The sequence below is a fragment of the Maribacter polysiphoniae genome (assembly GCF_003148665.1).
Lineage (GTDB): Bacteria > Bacteroidota > Bacteroidia > Flavobacteriales > Flavobacteriaceae > Maribacter_A > Maribacter_A polysiphoniae.
In genome coordinates this window covers 237,972-261,562 of the sequence record NZ_QGGQ01000003.1, presented here as the reverse complement: position 1 = coordinate 261,562, position 23,591 = coordinate 237,972, and the positions used below count along the sequence as shown (strand labels likewise).

General features: G+C 42.5%; 27 protein-coding genes. 24 read left to right on the top strand and 3 right to left on the bottom strand.

Features of this window, described 5'->3' with window-relative positions:
* Positions 1-10: 10 nt before the first annotated feature.
* The 3 genes from LX92_RS08720 to LX92_RS08710 all read right to left on the bottom strand — a co-directional run bounded on the left by LX92_RS08720 (position 11) and on the right by LX92_RS08710 (position 5,510).
* The gene (locus tag LX92_RS08720) at positions 11-1,228 is read right to left on the bottom strand and encodes a TolC family protein (protein ID WP_109649908.1); all 1,218 of its coding nucleotides are present in this window, start codon (positions 1,226-1,228) and stop codon (positions 11-13) included.
* Positions 1,225-4,989 carry an efflux RND transporter permease subunit gene (locus tag LX92_RS08715; protein ID WP_109649907.1) on the bottom strand — a complete coding sequence of 1,255 codons (3,765 nt, stop codon included), beginning with the start codon at positions 4,987-4,989 and terminating at the stop codon, positions 1,225-1,227. The genes LX92_RS08720 and LX92_RS08715 overlap by 4 nt, the downstream gene beginning before the upstream one ends.
* Positions 4,990-5,093: 104 nt before the next feature.
* Positions 5,094-5,510, bottom strand: a complete 417-nt coding sequence (locus LX92_RS08710; RefSeq protein ID WP_109649906.1) for an HYC_CC_PP family protein — start codon at positions 5,508-5,510, stop codon at positions 5,094-5,096.
* Positions 5,511-5,812: 302 nt separating this feature from the next.
* Between LX92_RS08710 and LX92_RS08705 the strand changes: the two genes are divergently transcribed.
* From LX92_RS08705 to LX92_RS08595, 24 genes are all read left to right on the top strand, one after another.
* Positions 5,813-6,202 carry an HYC_CC_PP family protein gene (locus tag LX92_RS08705; RefSeq protein ID WP_223308338.1) on the top strand — a complete coding sequence of 130 codons (390 nt, stop codon included), beginning with the start codon at positions 5,813-5,815 and terminating at the stop codon, positions 6,200-6,202.
* A gap of 163 nt (positions 6,203-6,365) precedes the next feature.
* Entirely contained in the window at positions 6,366-6,947 is a 582-nt protein-coding gene (locus LX92_RS08700; protein ID WP_109649904.1) for a helix-turn-helix domain-containing protein, read from the top strand.
* A 179-nt stretch (positions 6,948-7,126) separates the two neighbouring features.
* Positions 7,127-7,615 carry a hypothetical protein gene (locus LX92_RS08695; protein ID WP_313790135.1) on the top strand — a complete coding sequence of 163 codons (489 nt, stop codon included), beginning with the start codon at positions 7,127-7,129 and terminating at the stop codon, positions 7,613-7,615.
* A 24-nt stretch (positions 7,616-7,639) separates the two neighbouring features.
* Complete coding sequence (locus tag LX92_RS08690) at positions 7,640-7,882, top strand: hypothetical protein (protein WP_067035924.1); 243 nt, start codon at positions 7,640-7,642, stop codon at positions 7,880-7,882.
* Positions 7,883-7,895: 13 nt separating this feature from the next.
* A complete protein-coding gene (locus tag LX92_RS08685) occupies positions 7,896-8,111 on the top strand; it encodes a heavy-metal-associated domain-containing protein (protein ID WP_109649903.1) in 216 nt (71 codons plus the stop codon).
* 29 nt (positions 8,112-8,140) lie between these two features.
* Positions 8,141-8,359, top strand: a complete 219-nt coding sequence (locus LX92_RS08680) for an SHOCT domain-containing protein (RefSeq protein ID WP_109649902.1) — start codon at positions 8,141-8,143, stop codon at positions 8,357-8,359.
* Positions 8,360-8,374: 15 nt separating this feature from the next.
* Complete coding sequence (locus LX92_RS08675) at positions 8,375-8,647, top strand: DUF5676 family membrane protein (protein WP_067035915.1); 273 nt, start codon at positions 8,375-8,377, stop codon at positions 8,645-8,647.
* Entirely contained in the window at positions 8,648-9,352 is a 705-nt protein-coding gene (locus tag LX92_RS08670) for a lycopene cyclase domain-containing protein (protein ID WP_109649901.1), read from the top strand.
* Between the two features lie 54 nt (positions 9,353-9,406).
* The gene (locus LX92_RS08665; protein WP_109649900.1) at positions 9,407-9,883 is read left to right on the top strand and encodes a universal stress protein; all 477 of its coding nucleotides are present in this window, start codon (positions 9,407-9,409) and stop codon (positions 9,881-9,883) included.
* A gap of 7 nt (positions 9,884-9,890) precedes the next feature.
* Complete coding sequence (locus LX92_RS08660; protein ID WP_109649899.1) at positions 9,891-11,282, top strand: NAD(P)/FAD-dependent oxidoreductase; 1,392 nt, start codon at positions 9,891-9,893, stop codon at positions 11,280-11,282.
* A 26-nt stretch (positions 11,283-11,308) separates the two neighbouring features.
* Positions 11,309-12,325 (top strand): type II glyceraldehyde-3-phosphate dehydrogenase, encoded by a 1,017-nt coding sequence (locus LX92_RS08655; RefSeq protein WP_109649898.1) that lies wholly within the window; start codon positions 11,309-11,311, stop codon positions 12,323-12,325.
* 8 nt (positions 12,326-12,333) lie between these two features.
* Positions 12,334-13,395, top strand: coding sequence for a class I fructose-bisphosphate aldolase (locus tag LX92_RS08650; protein WP_109649897.1), 1,062 nt, complete (start codon positions 12,334-12,336; stop codon positions 13,393-13,395).
* Positions 13,396-13,408: 13 nt separating this feature from the next.
* The gene (locus tag LX92_RS08645; RefSeq protein WP_109649896.1) at positions 13,409-14,758 is read left to right on the top strand and encodes a dicarboxylate/amino acid:cation symporter; all 1,350 of its coding nucleotides are present in this window, start codon (positions 13,409-13,411) and stop codon (positions 14,756-14,758) included.
* Positions 14,755-15,726, top strand: a complete 972-nt coding sequence (locus LX92_RS08640) for an ATP-dependent 6-phosphofructokinase (RefSeq protein WP_109649895.1) — start codon at positions 14,755-14,757, stop codon at positions 15,724-15,726. Before LX92_RS08645 ends, LX92_RS08640 begins: the two co-directional genes overlap by 4 nt.
* 13 nt (positions 15,727-15,739) lie before the next feature.
* A complete protein-coding gene (locus tag LX92_RS08635) occupies positions 15,740-16,735 on the top strand; it encodes a 2-hydroxyacid dehydrogenase (protein WP_109649894.1) in 996 nt (331 codons plus the stop codon).
* A gap of 58 nt (positions 16,736-16,793) precedes the next feature.
* Positions 16,794-17,624, top strand: coding sequence for a universal stress protein (locus tag LX92_RS08630; protein ID WP_109649893.1), 831 nt, complete (start codon positions 16,794-16,796; stop codon positions 17,622-17,624).
* Positions 17,625-17,627: 3 nt separating this feature from the next.
* Positions 17,628-18,470: an ATP cone domain-containing protein gene (locus LX92_RS08625; protein WP_109649892.1), complete on the top strand. Its 843-nt coding sequence runs from the start codon at positions 17,628-17,630 to the stop codon at positions 18,468-18,470.
* A 36-nt stretch (positions 18,471-18,506) separates the two neighbouring features.
* A complete protein-coding gene (locus LX92_RS08620) occupies positions 18,507-18,761 on the top strand; it encodes a hypothetical protein (protein WP_109649891.1) in 255 nt (84 codons plus the stop codon).
* Positions 18,762-18,774: 13 nt separating this feature from the next.
* Positions 18,775-20,166 carry an MBL fold metallo-hydrolase RNA specificity domain-containing protein gene (locus tag LX92_RS08615; protein ID WP_109649890.1) on the top strand — a complete coding sequence of 464 codons (1,392 nt, stop codon included), beginning with the start codon at positions 18,775-18,777 and terminating at the stop codon, positions 20,164-20,166.
* A gap of 70 nt (positions 20,167-20,236) precedes the next feature.
* The gene (locus LX92_RS08610; protein ID WP_109649889.1) at positions 20,237-21,739 is read left to right on the top strand and encodes a thymidine phosphorylase family protein; all 1,503 of its coding nucleotides are present in this window, start codon (positions 20,237-20,239) and stop codon (positions 21,737-21,739) included.
* A 12-nt stretch (positions 21,740-21,751) separates the two neighbouring features.
* The gene (locus LX92_RS22725) at positions 21,752-21,892 is read left to right on the top strand and encodes a hypothetical protein (RefSeq protein WP_223308339.1); all 141 of its coding nucleotides are present in this window, start codon (positions 21,752-21,754) and stop codon (positions 21,890-21,892) included.
* On the top strand, positions 21,835-22,644 hold the full coding sequence (locus LX92_RS08605) for a ribose-phosphate diphosphokinase (protein WP_223308340.1): 810 nt from the start codon (positions 21,835-21,837) through the stop codon (positions 22,642-22,644). Before LX92_RS22725 ends, LX92_RS08605 begins: the two co-directional genes overlap by 58 nt.
* Positions 22,645-22,676: 32 nt before the next feature.
* On the top strand, positions 22,677-23,291 hold the full coding sequence (locus LX92_RS08600) for a hypothetical protein (protein ID WP_207211106.1): 615 nt from the start codon (positions 22,677-22,679) through the stop codon (positions 23,289-23,291).
* A 6-nt stretch (positions 23,292-23,297) separates the two neighbouring features.
* Positions 23,298-23,591 carry a phosphoribosylpyrophosphate synthetase gene (locus LX92_RS08595; RefSeq protein ID WP_094997470.1) on the top strand — a complete coding sequence of 98 codons (294 nt, stop codon included), beginning with the start codon at positions 23,298-23,300 and terminating at the stop codon, positions 23,589-23,591.

Here is a 23,591-nt window from a genome sequence, read left to right as displayed (position 1 = left end):
AATATGGATATTAGCTCCTTAGATAATTAATAATGGCCGATTGCACAAAGTAGCCCTTGATGGATTCGATTCGATTGATTTGAAACTTAAGCTGTAACTCTTGAATATCGAGCACATCGTTAAAATCAATGGTTCCGGTCTCGTAACTTTTGATAAGGATTTCCTCCCCATCCTTGGCCTGCCTGATATTTTTGGATTGTGTTCTAAACCGGATCCTGAAGGCTATTCTATTATTCATGGCCTCGCTCAAAAGTGTTTCGAGTTTGTTTCTTCGTTCTTGCTTTTGGGCGGTTATTTCCTCTTGCCTTAGCTTGTTCTGTTCGGATATGGATTTGTATTTATTGTTGAAAATCGGGATGGATACCGATACCATCGGCATTATAATATCCTTCCCGTTATCATCAAAAGACATATCGGGCCTTTCGGCGACGGGTATGTAATCCAATCCGAAACCAAGGTCCGGTAATGCTTCTTTTTGGTTCAAGATTTCGGATTGTTCGACCGACTCGTACAATTTATCATACTTTAAAAGTTCGGGGTGCAGGTCAAGGCTTCCTTCTTCCGTTATCGGGTCTTGTTCCGGTACCGTAAGCCCGTCGTAAACTTCGACTTGGGTCTGCTCGTCCCGATTCAAAAGATTATTGAACAAGGTCAGCTCGGCCAGAAACTCCTGTTCCAAAACTTCTTTTTGCTGTAGCAGTTCGTTCTGCCGAATCTGCAAGCGTAGCACATCAACCGCAGAGGCATTACCAACTTCTACCGAGGTCAGGGCCAATCGTTCATAGGTTTCCAGCAATTCGATATTCTCGTCCAATACACCTTGTTTTGCCCTAATTGAAAATAGTCGGTAATAGGATTGCGAGACCGATAGGGCCAGTTTTCGTTTTACGATCACTAGTTCTTCGTATTGGGCATCGGCCAATGAACTTGCATAATTTTCACGGGCGGTAATGGTACCGAACCACGGGATCATCTGTTTTGCCGCGAACCGTGCTTTCTGTGCTCCGGTCCGTGTTTCGGGCTCGCTTACGAAAAGTCCGGCACTTACCTCCGTATTGGGTAAAGTGTTGACCTCGTTCACTTTTTCGGAGGCAATATTATACCGCAGCCCAAAAGCCTGAATTTCCGGATTGTTCAGTTCGGCTTGTTGGATAAGGCTTTCCAACTCTTGTCCGTTCATGGAAGCGACGGATACTATTCCAATCAATATGTATAGGTATTTCTTCATTTGGATACTCTTTTTAATTGAAATTCGGCCTTCCAACTGTACAAGACTGGAACAACAAATAGGGTAATCAAAGCGATAAGCATTCCCCCGAAAGAAGGAATCGCCATCGGTATCATAATATCGCTACCCCGCCCTGTGGATGTCAATACGGGGAGCAGCGCCAAAATAGTGGTAGCGGTGGTCATCAAACACGGACGGATACGTTTCTCACCTGCTTCGACCACTGAGTCCCTGACCGCAACAAGTGAATCGGGTTTGTTCCTATCAAAAGTCTGGGTAAGATAGGTGGCCATTACCACGCCGTCATCCGTGGCTATACCGAATAGCGCAATAAACCCGACCCATACGGCAACACTCAGGTTAATGGTGTGCATTTGAAAGAGGTCTCTGAGATTTTCCCCGAAAAAGTTGAAGTTCAAGAACCAATCCTGTCCATAGAACCAGATCATCAGAAAACCTCCCGCAAAGGCAACGGCAATCCCGGTGAATACCATTAAAGATGTGCCGACCGAACGGAATTGAAAATAAAGAATCAAGAATATGATGGCCAATGCCAACGGTACTACGACCGATAAGGTTTTTTCGGCACGCAGCTGGTTTTCATAAGTACCGGTAAACAAATAGTTGATACCCTTGGGTACTACGAGTTCCCCTCTATCTATTTTTTCCTGTATCAGCGCTTGAGCGTTCTCGACCACCTCGACTTCGGCAAAATCGTCCAACTTATCGAACAACACATAACCGACCAAAAAAGTGTCCTCACTCTTGATGACCTGTGGCCCTTTTTCGTATCTGATCGTAACCAATTCGCTTAAAGGAACCGGACTTCCTTTTGCAACAGGAATATAAATATTCTCCAAGTCCGCTGGATTCTCTCGCAATTCCCGTGGATACCTCACGCGTACGCCATAACGCTCACGGCCTTCAACAGTTTGGGTAAGCACCATGCCACCAACGGCCACCTGCAAAACGCTCTGCACGTCTTCAATGGTAATGCCGTATCGTGCCAAGCGCTCCCTATCGATATCTATCAGCAAATAGGGTTTTCCGACAATACGATCGGCAAATACGGCTTCATCCTTGACCCCCTCGGCTTCCTTTAAAATGTCTTCAAGCTTGAGGCCAAAGGCTTCTATTTCCTTTAAATCTTGCCCTTTTACCTTGATGCCCATAGGTGCCCGCATTCCCGTTTGCAACATGACCAAGCGGGTTTCAATAGGCTGCAGCTTGGGCGCGGATGTAACGCCTGGAAGTTTCGTTACACGTACAATCTCGTTCCAAATATCATCGGGGGATTCAATTTCAGGCCGCCAGTTTCTAAAATATTCCCCATCATTGTCGGGAATCAAATCCTTTTGTTTAACAGAGAATGCAGAAACTATGGCAGACTCATCGTAATTTCCTTCATCATCTAGAACCATGTTCGGATTGGTCACAAAGGTGCCGTCCCTGAGTTCGAAGAGGCCATCTTCATTAACCTTGAACCGTTGGCGCTCCCTGTTCTCGTTCAACACGTATTCTGGCTTGTACTGGATGACGTTCTCATACATCGACAAGGGTGCCGGATCCAATGCGGATTCGGTTCTACCGGATTTGCCGACTATCGTTGCTATTTCAGGAATACTGGCTACAGCCATATCCAGTTGCTGCAATACCCGTTTGTTCTCTTCGACACCGGCGTGCGGAAGGGAGGTAGGCATCAATAAAAACGAACCTTCGTTCAATGAAGGCATAAACTCCTTGCCCGTATTGCGCATAATCATTACCCCGAATATCACAATGGCGGTGGGTATGGAAAGAAATATCAGTTTATTCCGTAATGCCCAGCGAAGTATCCTTGTATAATAGTTCCGGAATATGGTAAAGAAGCCCAGTAGTCCGAAACATATAAGCGAAACAAAAATCAGGTTCCAAAAAATACTCTTATCGAGACCGAGCGGTCTCCAGTATTCCGCCAAAACAAAAACAATGGCAAAGGCCGAAATAATGATATTGATAAGATTGGCTCGTTCTTCGGAAAGCGAAAATCCAGTGGAAATACGTGATGCCAATTCCGGATTTTTTAGCAAGCCTACGATACCGAAGGCAATCAATATAAATCCTAATAAAAAGCCATAAACAAGGGCTATAATCCCTAGAAGTATCAATATTCCATTAACGGCGTATCCAGTGGTTTTCTTTATGCTTTTTTTTCTAAATAGAAAGGCCGCAAAGGGTGGTATCAAAAATAAGGCTACGATAATGGATGCGGTAAGCGCAAAGGTTTTTGTAAAGGCCAAGGGTCTGAAGAGTTTTCCTTCGGCCCCGATCATCGTGAATACCGGAATAAAACTGATGATGGTGGTCATTACGGCGGTCAATATGGCCCCCGACACCTCTGCGGTGGCATTGTAGACAACGGTATTAATGGGTAGGCCCTCTTCATTTTCGTCCAAATGCCGTATGACGTTTTCCGAGAGTATGACCCCTACATCCACCATGGTTCCAATGGCAATGGCTATACCCGAAAGTGCCACGATGTTTGCATCCACATTGAATAGCTTCATCGCAATAAACACCATAAGCACCGCAACCGGCAACAGCCCCGATATCAGGATGGATGCCCTTAAATTGAAGACCATGATAATGATGACCAAAATGGTAATGAAAATTTCCAAGGTCAGGGCTTCATTGAGCGTACCCAGCGTTTCTTGAATGAGTTCGGTCCTATCATAAAAAGGAACAATGGTAAGTTGAGATGTTCTGCCGTCTTCAAGTACTTTTGAGGGCAGTCCGGCACTTAAATCATTGATTTGGTCTTTAACATTATTGATGACTTCCATTGGATTGGCACCATACCGTGCGACCACTACGCCACCGACAACTTCTGCGCCTTCCTTATCCAAAATACCGCGCCGGGTGGCCGGTCCGTAGGAAACATTTGCAATGTCCTTTAAGCGAATGGACGTGTAATCCTCAGAGGTAACGACTGCATTCTGTAGATCCTCGATGGACTTCACATACCCAAGCCCGCGAATAAGATATTCGGCCTGATTAATTTCCAAGGTCTGTGCCCCAATATCACGATTACTTTGTTTTACCGCTTTTACCACCTGCTGTAGCCCAATACCGTATTGCTTCATCAGTTCGGGGTTCACATCTACCTGATATTCTAGTACATAACCCCCTATAGAGGCCACCTCTGAAACACCGCTTGCTGACGATAGGGCATATTTAACATAAAAATCCTGAATACTTCTAAGCTCCTGTAAATCCCAGCCGCCTGTGACATTTCCTTTCTCATCGCGTCCCTCCAAAGTGTACCAGTAGATTTGTCCAAGTCCTGTGGCATCCGGCCCCAATGCAGGGTTGACCCCATCGGGCAGTAAACCGCTCGGTAAGGAGTTCAATTTTTCAAGGATTCGACTGCGGCTCCAATAGAACTCGATATCCTCTTCAAATATGATATAGATACTTGAAAATCCGAACATGGAGGAGCTACGGATGGTCCTAACCCCTGGTATTCCCAAGAGTGAGGTTGTCAATGGGTAGGTAATTTGATCCTCGATATCTTGTGGGGAACGACCGTCCCATTTGGTAAAAACAATCTGCTGGTTTTCCCCGATGTCAGGTATGGCATCTACGGCAACAGGGTTTCTTGGTAATGAGCCAGTGCTCCACTCGAAAGGGGCGTTTACGGTTCCCCAGCCTACAAAAAGGACTAGGAGCAAAACGGCTACCAATTTATTTTCGATAAGGAATTTGATGCTTTTATTCAGCATGACATTGATGATTAAGTAATTAGAAGTGCTGGCCGGAAACCAACGAAAACAGGATAAGCCCTAAACTGCTATCAGTCGGGCTGTAAAATGCTATTACTTAAAAATCAAATGAGGAAAATCTGATCTAGGATCTGTATATCCTTGACCAAAAGTGGAGGGGGGTAATCACTAAACGGGACTATGTTTTCAGGTAGTCCTTCGTAAAGATTAAGATAGGTGTAGATGAAGAGGGCAACAAACTGTTGTTGTTCAAAACTTAATTTTTCGAAAGATACTTTTAAGTCGTTCTGGCCATCAACGGTAAGGACTTCATCGCTACAGCAGTCGGCTTTGACCAAATTGCACTCTGGTAACTCTGCTGTCTCCTGAACTTCCATGCCGCAAGATTCTGCATGGCCCAAGAAAGAGTAATCAACCAGAACATCACCACAATAGTGTTGCGCAACCGAAAAAGAGAAGGTTGATAACAGCACTAATAGTGCCATTGTAAACGATGTTATTTTATGGAAAACACTTTTCATCCGTTCTGCAAAACTACAAAAATTTTAACACTCTTTTTTTGTTTAACAAAATTTTGGAAATCTAATACCTTGATTTTCTTTCAAGTCCCATGCCAACAAAGTCAATTATCGGCGATATGATAAATATCATTTATTTGTTTAAGCCTCTAGTTTACATTTGTTATTAAGGTTATATGGATCACCAAATATATATTTGATTTTCAGATAATTAAGTAAGATTGTCAAAAAATAGATTATTTTTGGGGGTAAACAAAATTTTGTAATTTTAGATTGTGAAGCAGTTTTTTAGCAAAACATTATCCATGTTTTTGACGTTGGCGGTACTCTTTTCGACTACCTCGTTTACGGCGGATATGCATTTTTGCTGTGAAAAACTGGTAGATATTGCCGTGTTCGGTAAAGCAACGCCCTGTGATCAAAAAATCCAAAAGCCGGAAAACACTTCAAAAAAGTGTTCAATTGGAGCTAGAGACTGTTGTAGTGATGATTCATTTATACAGCAAGGTAATGATAATCTCCAAAAGGTTTCCTTTGAGATTGATTCTCAAAATTTTGTCTTCTTAAAGGCCTTTGTCCACACTTATATAAACCTTTTTGAAGGACTTGAGGAAAATGTAGTTCCCTTCAAAAACTATAAACCTCCGTTGATTCAGAAGGATTTACTAGTTCTTCACGAGACTTTCTTAATTTGATTTTTATTTAAGCGGATTGTTTATGCAATAGTCCGCTCTTCGCATTGGCCATACCTCTTAAGTGGCCCCTTTTTGTCGTACCCCATTCCCACGACAGAATATTCAGATTGATTGCCAAACAGGATTTTACCTGAGATTTAATGTAAACCATAATACATGCACCATGGATTCCATAAGGGAATATTGGATAAAGAATATGGTTTGTAGGCGTTGCCTAAAGGTCATAAAGCAAGAATTGCATGATTTGGGCATTACCATACTATCCCTAGAACTAGGGAAACTTACGGTAAAGGCTCCAGAAATAGCTATTGCTGAAGCAGACCAAAAAGTGGTGGACGTCCTCCATTCCAACGGTTTTGAAATAGCCAAAAGCGAAGAAGAGATGATAGTCGAGAAAATCAAGATCGCCTTGATCTCATTGGTCGCTGATATCCCTATCAACAATCGGGGAAAAACCTCGGACTATCTGGCTAACATAGTACATCGAGAGTACAAGGTACTGAGCAAGATTTTTTCAAAAAATGAAAATATCACTATTGAAAAATACTTCATAAAGCTGAAGATAGAAAAGGTAAAAGAGCTCATTCAGTTGCGGCAACATACCTTTTCGGATATCGCTTATTTGCTCGATTACAGCAGTGTCAACCACTTATCCAGGCAGTTTAAGGAAATCATGGGCATGAGCATGACCGATTATAAAAATGATCAAGCCTGGGAGCGAAATTTCTTTGACGAAATTATATAAATAATAAAGAGAATTATGCAGACAAAGGCTTTTGGCAATACCTAGATTTAACCTTGGAGATTACCAGAAAAACAAGCTAATGTTTAGAATCAAAAAAGAATTGAAAACGCAACTAAAACAAGACAATTGTAGATAAATACAAAACGAATAACTGAAATAATATTAATTAAAAATCAAATATGATGAGAACAGCAGCAATTATTTTACTGGCAATTGGCTTAGTAAGTCTATCCGGTTGCAACCAGAAAACAGGTCCTAATGCAATGCTCGAAAATTCGCAAACGAGAACGGAACTCTTTGATGCAATTGCCAGCAACCACAGTTACATGACTGAATTCATGGACAACATGCAAGGCAACGACCATGCCATGCAGATGATGCAGGGCAATCAAAAGATGATGGGTACCATGATGCAGGGCCAGGGAATGCAGATGATGATGAAAGATAGTATAATGATGAAAAACATGATGCAATCCATGATGAAAGATGGAAAAATGATGGGCAATATGATGCAAATGATGCACGAAAAGGGCATGATGAGCGAAGATTGTATGGAGTCTTGCAAGAAGATGATGGGCGACAAGGGAATGGATATGAAAGGAATGGGCATGAAGGATGGTTCAAATAAAATAGAACCATCTGAGCAAGACCATTCTGAACACAATTAAGGATTAACTTTTAAATTTTCGATTATGAAGAATCATTGGATATGGATGATACTCGGTTGCGGACTTCCGCTTCTTTTCATCTTTTTTGCACCAGCATTCGGCATTAAAGGCAACCTCACACTGTTTACGTTCATAGTAATCATGTTCGCGGTGCATCTCTTGATGCCCATGAGACATGGTGGCCATACCCATGGGCTAACGGAGGATAACCTTAAAAGAAAAAAGGAAGAAAAGGAAAAGCACGACCAAAAACAGCATCAACACTGAAATCCCCGAAAAAATGAAAAGAAAATATCAAATAGACGGAATCAATTGTGGCGGTTGCATAACAAAGGTCAAAAAAGTATTGGAGTCTCATGAAGACATTGAGGAGGCAAAGATTTTTTTAAGTCCGAAAGGAGTCGCCAAGATCAGTATGAAATCGAACCTTTCGGTCGATGATCTGCAGAAACAGTTGAATCGACTTGAGGGCTATACAATTTCAGAATTGAATTAATTAAGTACTAACATTTAAAACTTTTAACTATGCACTATTTCGAAGGACATTGGGGCGGCATGCACATTATATGGTGGATTATCTGGCTCGTACTACTGGTGTGGATTTTCTTTATCCCGTATGACGTACCCTACCAAAAATCGAGCAATGAAGATCCTATGCAAATTCTAAAAAAACGATTTGCAAAAGGAGAAATTACCAAGGAAGAATATGAAGATTCAAAAAAAACCTTGGGAACGGACAAATAACTAAAAACAGAAATCATGAACCGTATAAACATTAAAAAATTCGGATTTGCATTCGGTCTCACTGCCGCCATCCTCTACATTGGCTGTATGGTCGTCATGTTTACGGCCGGCAGGGAAGGTACCATAGATTTTTTCAACAGCCTGCTCCATGGGCTTGACACAACCAGTATTATTCGCATGGATGTTCCTTTTTGGGAAGCTATAATTGGGATGATCCAAACATTCATTATCGGATGGCTGACAGGAGCGCTGATCGCAGCTTTTTACAATGCACAGCTAAAACGATAAATGCAGTACGTCTGGTTCATATGGTCCCTTATTATTTTAGCCCTCTGGGGCGTGGTCTATCTAATGAAGAAAGATTCTCGAAGAGAAATGCTGAAGATGAGTTGGATAACTATGCCCTTTGGGCTTACCGAACCCCTTTTTGTTCCCGAATATTGGCATCCGCCATCGCTTTTCGATTTGGCGATAAAGACAGGGTTCGATATTGAAAGCCTAATCTTCTCTTTTGCCATAGGGGGCATAGGCACGGTAATCTACAATCTTATTTTTAAGCGAAAGTATGTTGAAATACCGCATACCGAACGGAAACATGAAAGGCACCGGTTGCACCTATATATCCTTTTCGTACCGGCAGTAGTGTTTTTGATGTTGGCCCTGTTCACGCCTTTGAATCATATCTACTGTGGAATATTGGCCATGTTTTTGGGTGGAATGGCCACCCTGTACTGTCGTCCGGACCTAAAGACCAAAATCTGGACAAGTGGATTTCTGTTCACGGCATTGTACTTTGTTTATTTCGGAAGTATTCTCCCCTTCTATCCCGATTATGTAGAACTTTTCTGGAATCTGGAAAACCTTAGTGATATTCTGGTGGCCGGCATTCCAATAGAAGAGCTTTTGTTCGCTTTCACTTTCGGAATGTACTGGTCGGGGCTATACGAGCATTTGTATTGGAAAAAATTGATGAAACCCCTGGTCATAAGTTGATTTGGCAATATGGGAATTAAGCATAATTAATTATGAACAAATAAATTTAGAAAGATGAAAATAGTATTGGCAATAGATGGTTCTGACTTTAGTAAAGTCGCTATAGATGAACTTGCGGCCCTACCGTTGCCTGCGGGTACCGAAGTATGTATTTTGAATGTATTCGAAAATCCCATGTTGGCCGCTCCTGGTGCTCTTCCTTTGGGCGGCACGCTTGGTAATTATTATGAAGAAACCGTTTCCAATGCGAAAAAATCGGCAGAAGACCTTGTTAATGAAGCTTCAAAATCATTAAGGAACAAGAATGACGTATTGTCGATAACAACAGCCGTGGTAGAGGGGCTTCCCAAAAGTGCAATTTTAGAAAAGGCGGAAGCCTTTGATGCCGATTTGATCATAGTCGGGTCGCAGGGCCATGGCGCATTCTCTAGATTTTTGCTCGGCTCGGTTTCCCAGTCCTTGGCAACACATGCCGACTGTTCCGTCGTGATAGTCCGGAAACGCGACTCGAAAGAAAAAAATAAACAGTAAAAAGTTAATGAAACAGAATCAAATGTTAAACGGTATCGACGATCATACGTGCAAAGTGACGGAAGCAATCTGCTTGCCAAATTCCAGGTTGCCACGGGTAGTTATAGTTGGAGGGGGCTTTGCGGGTCTAGCATTGGTGGAAGGGCTGAAAAACAAAGATGTTCAGGTTGTACTGATAGACCGCAACAACTTTCATCAATTCCAACCCTTATTTTATCAGGTAGCCACTAGCGGCCTCGAACCCGATAGTATTGTGTTCCCTTTTAGAAAACAAATTAAGGGGTATAAGAATGTGAGCTTCAGGCTGGCCGAGGTAAAGGAAATTCAAGCCTCTACCAATACTGTCATAACGGACAAAGGAAAACTTACCTACGACTATCTGGTCTTAGCAACGGGAACAAAGACCAACTTCTTTGGTATGGAAGAAGTGGAAAGAAATAGTTTGGGCATGAAGGATATCCGAGATTCCCTAAATATCCGCCACATGATGCTGCAAAACTTGGAGCAGGCCGCGATTACATGCGATGATGAGGAACGCGATGCCCTCACGAATTTTGTGATTGTGGGCGGCGGCCCCGCCGGAGTAGAAATGGCAGGTGCCTTGGCGGAGTTTTGCAAATACATCCTTCCAAAGGACTATCCCGAGTACCCTTCCTCCATAATGAACATTTATTTGGTAGAAGCTATGGACGAACTACTCATGGCGATGTCCGACAAAGCTTCTTCAAAAACCCTAACCTATTTGGAAAATCTAAACGTGAAAGTATTGCTGAAAGAGTCCGTTAGCAATTATGATGGCAGGGTGGTCAATACCAAAAGCGGCAAGACCATTTTAGCCAAGAACTTGATTTGGACAGCAGGTGTAAAAGGGGACTTCCCAAAGGGTATCGATGAGAGGCATGTAGTCAAGGGAAATCGCTTAAAAACCGATGCACATTTGAAAGTGGATGGTCAAGAAAACATTTATGCCATTGGGGATATTGCCGCATTAATTTCTGAAGAAACCCCAAAAGGCCACCCACAGGTCGCACAAGCAGCCATGCAGCAGGGAAAACATCTGGCCAAGATGTTGCTGAACAACATACGATCTAAATCCTCCGAACCTTTCATCTACAAAGACAAGGGCTCTTTGGCCACTGTTGGAAAACGGAGAGCAGTTGCCGATTTGGGGAAATTGAAGTTTGCCGGATATTTTGCCTGGTTGCTATGGTCAATTGTGCATCTAATGTCTATCAGCGGATTTCGTAACAAATTATTGGTCGGATTCAACTGGGCCGTAAGCTATTTTTCCTATGAGAAGAGTAATCGAGTAATTATTAGAAATTTTAAGGTGGATAAGGATAAAAAGAAAGTCCATAAGAAAGCCTCACAGCCCGTTGAACAAATAAAATCTAATTAAATACGAATAGTTTAAACAAGAATAACATGAAAAATATAGCAGTAGTAGGATACGGAGTCATCGGAAAAAGAGTGGCCGATGCAATTAATATACAGGATGATATGAACCTTGTTGGGGTTTGCGATGTTATCAACGATTGGCGTATACAAAACGCCGTAAGAAAGAATTATGACATCTATGCAGCAACTACCGAAGCCGAAAAAGAAATGAAGGCCTCCGGCATTTCGGTGAAGGGCAACTTGCAGGGCCTATTAAAAAAGACGGACTTAGTGGTGGATTGTACCCCTAAAAAGATTGCGGCAAAAAATGTGGAGACCTATAAAAAAAATAACATCAAATTCATTCTGCACGGCGGGGAAAAGCACGAAACTACTGGGCATTCCTTTAGTGCCGAAAATAATTACCAATCTGCTTTAAATTTAAATGCTACAAGGGTAGTTTCCTGTAATACCACTTCCATTCTTCGAACCTTGACTGCTTTAAAAAGAGCGGATTTATTGGATTATGCACGGGGAACATTATTAAGAAGAGCGACAGATCCTTGGGAAAGCCATTTAGGAGGCATTATGAATACCATGATGCCAGAAAAGGAAATCCCAAGTCATCAAGGGCCCGATGCGCAAAGTGTCGATCCGGATTTGGATGTCATTACTTCAGCGGTCAAAGTTCCCCAAACCTTGAGCCATATGCATTACTGGAACGTGAAACTAAAGAAAGAAACATCAAAGGAAGAGGTGTTGAACGCCCTCAAAACCTCAAGTAGAATCAAGTTTATTCACTATGATCAAGGCTTGGTCTCCAACAACACCATCAAGGAAATGTTTTTGGATATGGGCAGGCCTTGGGGCGACATGTACGAGGTAGCCCTATGGGAAGATATGCTAAAAGTGGTGGGCGATGAACTCTTTTATGCCTACGTGGTGGACAATCAAGCGATTGTAATTCCTGAGACGATCGACGCCATTCGGGCACTTACCGGAATCGAGATGGATGGTAATAAATCCATCGCTAAGACCAATAAAAGTCTAGGTATTAATCAATAGTAACAAGAATGAACACTCACGAAAAATTAATAGAGCAGTTGGGGGACAAAGCGTCCTTCTATTTAGATCATGTTAGCGAAAAGATTACCAAGGATGAACTGCAATTGCCCGATAAAAATTTTGTCTCCAAAGTTTTTGTCAACAGCAATCGTAATCCACAAACGCTTCGAAGTCTTGCCCAAATGTACGGGCATGGCAACCTGAAGGATACAGGGTATTTAAGCATACTTCCCGTAGATCAGGGAATCGAGCATAGTGCCGCTTTTTCCTTCTATAAAAACCCCGATTATTTTGACCCTGAGAATATTATAAAACTGGCCATTGGCGCAGGTTGTAACGGGGTGGCCTCGACTTTTGGTGTATTAGGTCTGTACGCTCGGAAATACGCGCATAAAATACCGTTCATCGTGAAGATAAACCACAATGAACTACTGTCATACCCCAATGCCTACGACCAAACCTTGTTCGGAAAGGTCAAGGACGCTTGGGATATGGGCGCAGTTGCTATTGGGGCGACCATATATTTTGGATCTAAGGAAAGTAATCGACAGATAGTGGAGATTGCGGAAGCTTTCGCCGAAGCCCATAGACTTGGCATGGCCACGATTTTGTGGTGTTACACCCGTAATAATGCTTTCAAAACGGATAAAGAGGACTTTCACACCGCTGCAGATTTAACGGGACAAGCCAACCACCTTGGGGTAACGATACAGGCGGATATCATCAAACAAAAACTGCCCACTACAAATTACGGTTTTAAAGACCTTCAATTTGGGAAATATGACGATGCCATGTATGAAACCCTGACCACCGAACACCCCATCGATTTGTGTCGTTTACAGGTTGCCAATTGCTATATGGGCAAAATAGGACTGATCAGTTCCGGTGGGGGTTCCAAAGGAGCCTCTGATATGACCGAGGCCATCACAACCGCAATTGTGAACAAACGGGCAGGAGGCTCGGGTCTCATACTTGGAAGAAAAGCTTTTCAACGACCCATTAAAGAAGGGGTAGAATTATTGCATGCGGTCCAAAGTGTTTATTTGGAGGAAAAAATAACGATAGCCTAAGTGATAAAATACCATGTTCGAAACCGAAATAAAATCTTTAAAATCATTAAATCATTACTTGCAGAGACTGGTAGAGAGCAGGTTATGGCTAAAAGTGATTATCGCTTTGTTTTTGGGTGTAGGTTTCGGGTTATTATTAAGTCCTCAAAACGGTTGGGTCAGTAAGGCGACTGCCGATATGTTGGGAAATTGGTTGGCCCTACCGGGAATGCTCTTCCTCAAATTGGTGCAAATGATCATGATTCCCTTGATCGTGGCTTCCATCATTACGGGCATAGCCAGTAACGACAAGGAAAATCTAAAAAGGTTGGGGGGTGGTGTACTCTTATATTTTATATCAACAACAATTATATCGGTAACCATAGGAACGGTGCTAGCCACACTGTTCAGACCTGGAAAGTATCTGCACCAACAGGCGGAAATGGATCATGCAAATGCATTGGCCGATACTGCCGAAAGTTCGGAACTATCCTTTGGAATAAATGATATTCCGAATGCCATAACGGATCTACTGCCCGAAAACCCATTGGCCTCCATGGTAAGTGGCGAAATGTTGAGCATTGTCATTTTTACCATTATCATAGGGGTAGCCGTTCTGTCGTTACCCAATGATTTGCTCAAACCGGTAAAATTACTTTTGAGTGCCGTACAGGAAATCTGTATGACCGTAGTAAAATGGGCCATGTTGTTGGTGCCGGTGGCAGTATTCGGATTGATGGCCCAGCTTACATCCAGTGTCGGGTTAAGCTCCCTTTCAGGATTGGGTTTTTATGTGCTCGTTGTACTGTTGGGCCTATTTATGTTGATTGTTATCTACCTCTTATTGGTAAGCACACTTGGCCGGACTAATCCTCTTAAATTTTTACGGAAAATTACGGATGTCCAGCTTTTAGCATTCTCGACTACAAGTTCTGCGGCGGTCATGCCCTTATCGCTGAAAACAGCAGAGGAAGAACTGAAAGTAGATAGCTCTATCAGTAATTTCATAATTCCCATCGGGGCTACCGTAAACATGGATGGTACGGCCCTCTACCAGACCATAACGACTTTGTTCATAGCACAGGCCTATGGCCTTGAAATGGGCCTTTTGAATATAATTGTCGTCGTCGTTACGATCGTTGCGGCCTCGATCGGAACCCCGGCCATACCCGGAGGTGGCGTTGTCATACTGGCTTCGGTATTATCGGGGGCCGGAATACCTTCTGAGGGGATTATCATAATAATCGGGGTGGAGCGCTTGCTCGGCATGTTCCGAACTGCAGTCAATGTTACCGGCGACTTAACGGCTTGTATGGTTTTCAATCGGTTTTACGGAAAAATACCCGATCTGATTACCGCTAATCTTAAAACCACTAAATCATGAACACGAATATGAAACATATTGGGGTATTTACCTCGGGAGGGGATTCCCCAGGCATGAACGCAGCTTTATTTGCCATTGCAAAAACTGCCGAAGTGAACAGCATAAAATTAAGTGGTTTTCGTAAAGGTTATGAAGGCCTAATCGATGGGGATTTAGTCGAATTGGATACCCAGGAACTTCAAAAATTAGTGCATCGGGGCGGTACTTTTCTTAAGACCGCACGAAGCGCAAGATTCCTAACTAAAGAGGGAAGACAGCAGGCCCTGGAGAACCTTCGGAAAAATAACATCGATGCACTTATCGCCGTGGGAGGGGATGGTACTTTTAAAGGGCTGCTCGCCTTTTCGGAGATTTGCGAACTACCATTTATCGGTATTCCGGGTACCATTGACAATGACATGGCCGGAACCGACTTCACCTTGGGCTTTGATTCCGCAGTGAATACGGCAATCGAAAACATTGATAAGATTAGGGACACAGCAGAATCACATAACCGAATATTTCTAATTGAGGTAATGGGAAGGGACTGCGGATATATAGCAATGCATTCTGGGTTGGGCGTAGGTGCCGATGCCATTTTAGTGCCGGAAAGCGGACAAGATTTTGTCCGTTTGCTCGAAAAGGCAAGTGTTTATGATAGCGAAGAAGCCTTCATTGCCGTAGTTGCCGAAGGCGATGAACTTGGTGCCGAAATAGCGGCATCAAAGATCAAGGAATTAAATCCGAAGGTAGACCTCCGCATCACAAAACTGGGGCATGTGCAACGCGGTGGAAACCCTTCCGCTGCCGATCGTATGTTGGGGATAAGACTTGGGACAGCTTCGGTAAAGGCCCTTTTACAAGAAAAAAAGAGCGTTATGGTCGGTATTCTCAACAACGAACTTAGCCTCACGCCTTTTGACCAAGTGGTAAAACAACACCAGGTACAAGACGAATTGTACGAACTCGTAAAGATTTTTGGTAAATAAAATTAAAACGCAAATGAAAACAACGGTATTCAGCACCCATAAGTTTGAAGAATCCTATTTAACATCCGCCAATGACGGCAAACATGAATTGAGGCTACTAGAGGAACGATTATCCGAGCATACCGTTCCCTTGGCAAAAGGCTCGGAGGCCATCAGTCTATTTACAGGGGATGATGCATCCGCCAACGTACTAGAAAAATTAGGTGCGTTCGGAGTCAAATACATAGCTCTTCGTTCGGCAGGCTACAATCATGTGGATATGGACAAGGCGGATGAAATGAACATCAAGGTGGCTCGTGTTCCCGCATATTCGCCTTACGCCATCGCAGAACACACGGTCGCACTCATATTGGCTTTGAACAGAAAACTAATTAGGGCCAATAATAGAGTGCGTGAACAAAACTTTTCCTTAAACGGACTCACTGGTTTTGACTTGAACGGCAAAACGGTTGGGGTATTGGGCACCGGAAAGATTGGCGCAGTCTTGGTCAAAATCCTTCATGGGTTTGGCTGTAAAATTCTAGCCTATGATGTCAACAAGGATGAAGACCTAGTAGAAAAATTTGGTGCCCGCTATACCGATTGTAGAACATTATGTGCCGAATCGGATATTATCAGTCTTCACGTGCCTTTGACTACCGACACGAAACATTTAATAGATGCCGAGCAAATTGGGGTCATGAAAAAAGGTGTTATGCTCATCAATACGAGCAGGGGCGGTCTGGTAGATACCAAAGCGGTCATCGATGGACTAAAAACCGGAAAGGTCGGGTACTTTGGTATGGATGTCTATGAAGAAGAGGAAGGACTGTTTTTCGAAGACCATTCTGACGAGATTTTACAGGACGATGTAATCGCTCGTTTGATGACCTTCAATAATGTTCTGATAACGAGCCATCAGGCCTTCTTGACCGATACGGCACTGACGAATATTGCCGAAACCACCATACATAATCTGGATTGTTTTGAAAAACAAATCGACTCGGGAAACGAAGTAGCCAGCAAATAAAACGACAAGCTTCCTAAGGAAGTACTTAAATCTAAATAAACCTTAAAACAATAACACTATGAAAAATATACTCGTACCCACGGATTTCTCAGAAAACTGCAACAAAGCCGCCGATTTGGGCATTGAAATGGCCAAACTTTATAATGCCGAAATCCATTTTTTCCATTTGTTAAAAACCCCTGTCGATTGGGTCAAATTGGACAAGCAAAAGGAAAAACGGTATCCAGAAACCCTCAAAAAAATTGGAAAAGCGAAAGCCTCGTTACGTGAACTGGAAAAAAAGGCCGAAAAAGAACATCTAAAATGCCAAACCTTTTTACAATTTCATGTAGATCAAGACAACATTCTGAAACATTCGGGTCATTATGACCATGATTTCATCGTTACAGGAAGCAGTGGCACCAAGGGCATAGTTCGTGAACTTGTCGGAAGTAACGTAGAACGTTTGGTAAGAAAATCCGATGTGCCGGTCGTTGTGGTAAAAGAAGATGATGTAAGTTTTCCTTTCAAGGATATCGTCTTCGTTTCAGATTTTATGGAAGATGTGGGCAGTGCTTTTAGGGAAGTACTATCCATCGCAGAAAAATGTAATGCGAAAATTCATCTATTACGCATCAACACGGCTTCAGACCATAATAGTATCGCCCTTGGCCTAGATCCCATACGAAAGTTTTTGGAGGGTTTTCCAGAACTCAAGAATTTCTCCATGAACGTGTATAACGAGAACCAAGTTGAAACGGGCATCAATACATATTTGAAACACAACAAAGCGGACCTGATTGCCATGTGTACACACGGCAATACAGGTTTTTTGAGTTTGTTCTCAAAAAGCATTACAGAAGGGGTCGCCAACCATTCTTCGCTACCAGTGATGAGCATTAAAATATAGAGAATGCCCCAGCAGGTACAGATAAGAAAATATTCCGGTGAACTTGAGGAATTCGATATCAACAAGCTTATCAAATCATTGCGCCGTTCAAAGGCTGACGAAACGCTTGTTCAAGAAATTGCCAATGAAATTAGGGACAGGGTATCCCATGGCATGACCACCAAAGAAATATACCGAAGTGCCTTTAGGATGCTAAAGAGCAAGGCCCGTATGAGCGCTTCGCGGTATAAACTAAAAAAAGCCCTTATGGAACTCGGGCCTTCGGGTTATCCCTTTGAAAAATTTGTTGGGGCCATATTGAGTCAAGAAGGTTTTGATACAAAAGTCGGGGTAATCGTTCAAGGCAATTGTGTACAGCATGAAGTGGATGTGATAGCTGAAAAAGACAACAAGCATTATATGATTGAATGTAAATACCATAGTGATCAGGGCCGGTTTTGCAACGTGAAAATCCCGCTCTATATCCAATCAAGATTTTTGGATGTGGAAAAACAATGGGAAAAACAGCAAGGCCATAAAACCAAGTTTCATCAAGGGGGTGTTTATACCAATACCCGCTTTACCACCGATGCCATACAATATGGTACCTGTGTTGGGCTGATGCTTACAAGTTGGGATTATCCGAAAGGGAACGGTCTGAAAGAACGCATAGACAGATCCGGTCTACATCCCTTAACCTCTTTAACAACATTGACAAAGGCCGAGAAATCCAAATTATTGGATAAAGGCATTGTGCTCTGCAAGGATATTAACGAAAACCCATCACTATTGGAGCAAATAGGTATCGCCAAGCAACGACAAAAAAAAATTCTCGAAGATTCGGAAGAATTATGCACAGCGCATTAAACCAACAAACATTAATTAATCCTAAAAAGAAAACATATGAAAACAGAAGAATTGAAAAAACAGAAGAGTACAGACCTAGAGCCATTTTACCAAGCAATGGAGGATGATTCCAAATTACTTGAAGAAGCTTTTGAAATACTATTGGAGATGGTAAACTCCGAACCCAAATCCACCAAGAAACTAGCCCTTCTCATCAAAGAGGATTTTCATGATCTCCACAAAGAAATAGCGGAGTTATGCCAACCGGACCAAGATAAAGGGAACACACCTTCCTGCTGTGGGGGACACTAAACGGGTACTATAAATGAAAAACAACAAAATAAACATTCACTTTTTAGGAGCTGCAGGAACCGTTACCGGTTCAAAATATCTCCTGGATACTGGCGAACGCAAAATCTTGATTGATTGTGGTCTTTTTCAAGGACTAAAAGAACTACGTCTAAAAAACTGGGAGTATCCACCCGTTGAAGTCTCGGAAATTGACGCGGTCTTGCTTACGCATGGGCACATGGACCATACAGGCTATCTGCCCAGATTGGTCAAACAGGGTTTTAAGGGACCCATTTATGGAACGTACCCCACCCTGGACATTGCCAAAATCATATTGAACGATAGTGCCAAGATTCAAGAACAGGAAGCCGAACGTGCCAATAAGGAAGGTTATTCCAAACACAGCCCCGCCGAACCGCTTTACGATTTAAAGGATGTTGAAAAAACCGTTCCCTATTTCAAGGGAGTACCCCCCGGCCAATGGCTGCCCTTGATGAAAAACATAAAAGCTAGATTTCAGTACAACGGCCATATCCTTGGCGCTACCTACATAGAATTGGATGTTCTCGGAAAACGTTTTGTTTTTTCAGGGGATATCGGCAGAACCAACGATTTATTGCTATATCCACCGCTAAAACCAAAAAAGGCGGATGTTCTTTTTATAGAATCGACCTATGGCGGCAGGTTTCATCCCGAAGAAGCAGAGGCACTTCCCGAAATTGAAAAATTGGTCAACAAAACCATTGAAAGGGGCGGAAGCCTTTTCATACCAAGTTTTTCCGTAGAGCGTGCCCAATTGATGATGCTGATATTTTGGAGGTTGTTAAAACAAAATAAAATCCCCAAAGTGCAGATGATTATGGACAGTCCGATGGGGGCCAATGTATTGGAACTGTTCCATCGTACAAGGGATTGGCACAGGTTGGAGGATGATGAGTGCGACGAAATGTGTTCCTATTTTACTGTGGTTAGCAGTTATCGTGAAACTATGGAATTGAGAAGCGACGATACACCTAAAATCATCATCGCCGGAAGTGGAATGCTCACAGGAGGTAGAATGCTCAATTATCTCGAAACACAAGCACAAAACCCCAATAACACCTTGCTTTTTGTGGGCTATCAAGCGGAAGGTACTCGGGGAAGAAAATTGTTGGAAGGCGACAGGGAATTAAAAGTGTACGGAAAAACAGTATCCTTTCAAATGGAGGTGGCAGAAATAGAAGGTCTTTCGGCACATGCCGACCATTCCGAACTATTGGATTGGCTAAGCAAGGTCGCAGAGAAACCGGAAAGGATATTTATTGTTCACGGAGAGAAAGAAGGTGCGGAAGCATTGCAAAAAGGCATTAAGGAAACTTATGATTGGGGTTCTGAAATTCCCAAATTATATAGCATTGAATCCGTAGAAACTTTTCAAAACAGCTAATGGACTTGATTATAGGAATACCATTGGTGGCATCACCAGAACTATTTAAACTAAAATAACGCAAAGAGTTATGGAAGAAAAATCGAGTACTTTAAAATATAAACACTTGGGCATTTATACACAGAACGAACATGTAGTCTATATGCGGGAAGATTGCCATGTCTGTGTTTCCGAAGGTTTTGAAGCATTGACCAGAATCCGTGTATCCAATTTCAGTACGTCCATCGTTGCCAGTCTTAATGTAATAACATCGGATGTACTGCTAGCCGGAGAGATAGGTTTATCCGAAGCGGCGGCGAAAAAATTAAAAGTGTCCGGAAATGAAACACTAATGGTGTCCCATTTAGAACCTATAGATTCCTTAAGCCACGTACGGGCAAAAATCTACAATCAGAAACTGGATTATACGGCCTTCGATGAAATCATTACCGACATCGTTGAAGGAGATTACTCGAACATTCATCTTTCGGCCTTTATTACGGCTTGTGCCGGAAATAGATTGGATGTCAATGAAATCTCGGAACTCACAAAAGCCATGATCGCTTCTGGAAAACAATTGGACTGGAACAAGGAGATTGTGGTCGATAAACACTGTATCGGAGGTTTACCGGGTAATAGAACCACTCCCATTGTTGTGTCCATTGTTGCAGCACATGGGCTTACCATGCCCAAAACCTCCTCCCGGGCCATTACATCTCCGGCGGGAACAGCCGATACCATGGAGGTATTGACCAATGTTACCCTCTCTTTGGAAGAAATCAAAGCTGTTGTTGAAAAAGAAGGCGGATGTTTTGTTTGGGGGGGTACCGCACAATTAAGTCCGGCAGATGATATGCTCATCAAAATTGAAAAAGCCTTGGATATTGATAGCGAAGGGCAGTTGATTGCATCCGTGCTTTCTAAAAAAGCGGCCGCAGGTTCTACCCATGTGGTCATTGATATTCCCGTCGGTGAAACGGCCAAGGTTCGTACCAATGACGCTGCCATGAAGCTTAAGGAACATCTCGAAGTCGTGGGCAAAGCTGTTGGCCTTAATACAAGAGTAGTTATTACAGATGGTACACAGCCTGTCGGCAGAGGTATTGGCCCCGCGCTTGAAGCAATGGACCTCCTTAGTGTACTCAAGAATGAAGTTGATGCACCGAAAGACCTAAGAGAAAGGGCAGTTCTATTGGCGGGCGAGCTGTTAGAGCTTTCTGGCGAAATCGAATTAGGAAAAGGGAAGCAAACCGCCAGAGGGCTATTGGAATCAGGTAAGGCATACAACAAATTTCTCGCTATCTGTAAAGCCCAAGGTAATTTTAAACAACCCCTTCTAAAACCTTATAAATTCGAAATAAAAGCCAAAAAAACAGGTGTTTTACGACGTATCGACAATAGAAAGATTGCAAAACTCGCCAAACTTTCCGGTGCGCCCCAATCCAAATCTGCCGGTATTTTATTGAACGTTCATTTAAACGATGAAATAGAAAAAGGCCAGTTACTCTATACGCTCTTTGCAGAATCGCAAGGGGAGTTGAACTATGCCTTGGAATATTATGAGAGCCATGACGATATTATAACAATAGAATAAAAAAAAGGACAAATGAAAACTATATTATTCAGTCTTCCGGGAAACCAAGAACTCACGGAATTGTTAGCGGAGAAAATGAAAGCGGAAATCGGGGAATGCACCATACGCAAGTTTCCAGACGGGAATCCTACACGCGTATCCTTTCCGATGTAAAAGGCAAGTGTGTGGTCATGGTCTGTACCCTGCACGAGCCTGACGAAAAGTTATTACCGTTGTATTTTTTGAGTCATACTGCCAAGTCATTGGGTGCGATGTGTACGTGCTTGGTGGCCCCCTATTTAGCTTATATGAGGCAAGACAAGGTGTTCAATGAAGGTGAAGGGGTTACCTCTGGGTTTTTCGGGAAATTGATTTCAGGTTTTGCCGATAGCATCACGACCATTGACCCGCATTTACATAGGATAAGCTCATTAGGGGAGGTATATGACATTCCGAACAGGGTCATCCATGCTGCTGACGAAATATCGAAATATATTAAGGCAAACATACATAATCCGGTACTTATCGGGCCCGATTCCGAAAGCGAGCAATGGGTTTCCGATGTGGCAAAAAAAGCAGGAGTACCCTTCACGGTGTTACAAAAGGTTCGTCATGGCGACCGTGATGTTGAGGTTTCCGTGCCCGATGTAGATAAATATAAGGAAGCGACGCCAGTTTTAGTAGACGACATCATTTCTACGGCCCGAACCATGATAGAAACTACGGAGCATTTGAAAAGTGCGGGAATGAAACCTGCAATATGCATCGGCATTCATGCCGTATTTTCAGGAAATGCCTATCAAGATTTGTGGGACGCTTATGTGGAGGACATCATTTCCTGCAACACGATTCCACACCAGTCGAATAAAATTGATTTGAGCGATGTGATTGCCAAGGAGGTTAAAGAATTGATGCACCACATATGAAAACAGGATTGTATTTAATAACATTCATTTTTATGATTTTTTCCGCATACCCACAAGATGAAATGCTAATCGGACAATTGTCCGATAGAAGGGTGGTACGGGAAAATTTTGATAAAAATGGAGACTTTCTGAACAAGCAGACCTTTAAAGCAGGTAAGTTGAAAGAAGTCGATGGATATTATGAAATTGTTGTCACAACCGAGCTTTTTGATAAAAAAAGCACTCCGACCGATAAATATACCACCACTTACCGATGTAAACCGGATGAATCCAGTATTATAGTAATGGCCTTTCCTTTTTCAAAGCCAAAATCCAAGGAAACCGAAATCAATACGGTGTCCAAAAATTTCAAGGAACTCTATGACCTTGGGAACTTAGAGAATGTTGAACTCGAAATGAGCTTTGATTCGGGATTGTTGAACTTCTTTGGTTCCAACAGTAAGATTAAAATTTATGACCGCGTGTTGGAATCCAATGGAAATGGAAAAACAATTAAATCCAAAATCAATATTAAGGCCTACGCCATAGGAATACGAATTAAACAATTGGACTATGTTGCAAGTGAAAAACTTACAAATGAGAACTTGTTATCATTCCAGAAATTTACCGAGAAAGACGGCAGCTATTTTACGATGACATACAAATAATAAATTATGAGAAACTATGACACCCTATCAGAAGCAATTAATGATTTACAGATCAGGGGATATACCTATGATTTTAATTTGGCCCCCGACTGTATAAAATGTGCTTCATTGGAATTGGAAATCCATCCCGAAGATTTTGATGTGGATGAAACCCATCGTTTTGAAGGTATGAGCAGTACGGACGATAACAGTGTTCTTTATGCCATTTCATCAAAAGATGGTATAAAGGGGCTTTTGGTAGATGCCTATGGGGTCTATGCTGAAAATATCTCGGAAGCAATGCGAAAAAAATTACGATAA